The sequence below is a fragment of the Apilactobacillus pseudapinorum genome (assembly GCF_040369555.1).
GTDB lineage: Bacteria > Bacillota > Bacilli > Lactobacillales > Lactobacillaceae > Apilactobacillus.
Genome location: NZ_BAABVU010000023.1, coordinates 1 through 429 on the forward strand (window position 1 = coordinate 1; position 429 = coordinate 429).

General features: G+C 48.3%; 2 tRNA genes and 1 rRNA gene. All 3 read left to right on the forward strand.

Features of this window, described 5'->3' with window-relative positions:
- Window positions 1-133, forward strand: a 16S ribosomal RNA gene (locus ABWU86_RS05040); the annotation flags it as partial.
- 85 nt (window positions 134-218) lie between these two features.
- A tRNA-Ile gene (locus tag ABWU86_RS05045) sits at window positions 219-293 on the forward strand.
- A gap of 36 nt (window positions 294-329) precedes the next feature.
- Window positions 330-402: transfer RNA gene (locus ABWU86_RS05050), tRNA-Ala, on the forward strand.
- The last annotated feature ends 27 nt before the right edge of the window (window positions 403-429 follow it).

Here is a 429-nt window from a genome sequence, read left to right on the forward strand (position 1 = left end):
CCATGAGAGTTTGTAACACCCAAAGACGATGGGGTAACCTTTTAGGAGCTAGTCGTCTAAGGTGGGACAGATGATTAGGGTGAAGTCGTAACAAGGTAGCCGTAGGAGAACCTGCGGCTGGATCACCTCCTTTCTAAGGAAATTACGGAAACTTACACTAGGTTCATCAATCTTATTCAGTTTTGAGGGATTTACCTTCATATGATTCTTAGCTCTATGGGCCTATAGCTCAGTTGGTTTAGAGCGCACGCCTGATAAGCGTGAGGTCGGAGGTTCGAGTCCCCCTAGGCCCATCGACCTCGTAGGGGTCACAACAACCATATTTATATGGGGAATTAGCTCAGCTGGGAGAGCACCTGCTTTGCAAGCAGGAGGTCAGCGGTTCGATCCCGCTATTCTCCATTGACACGCAAGTGTCATTACTTGGTT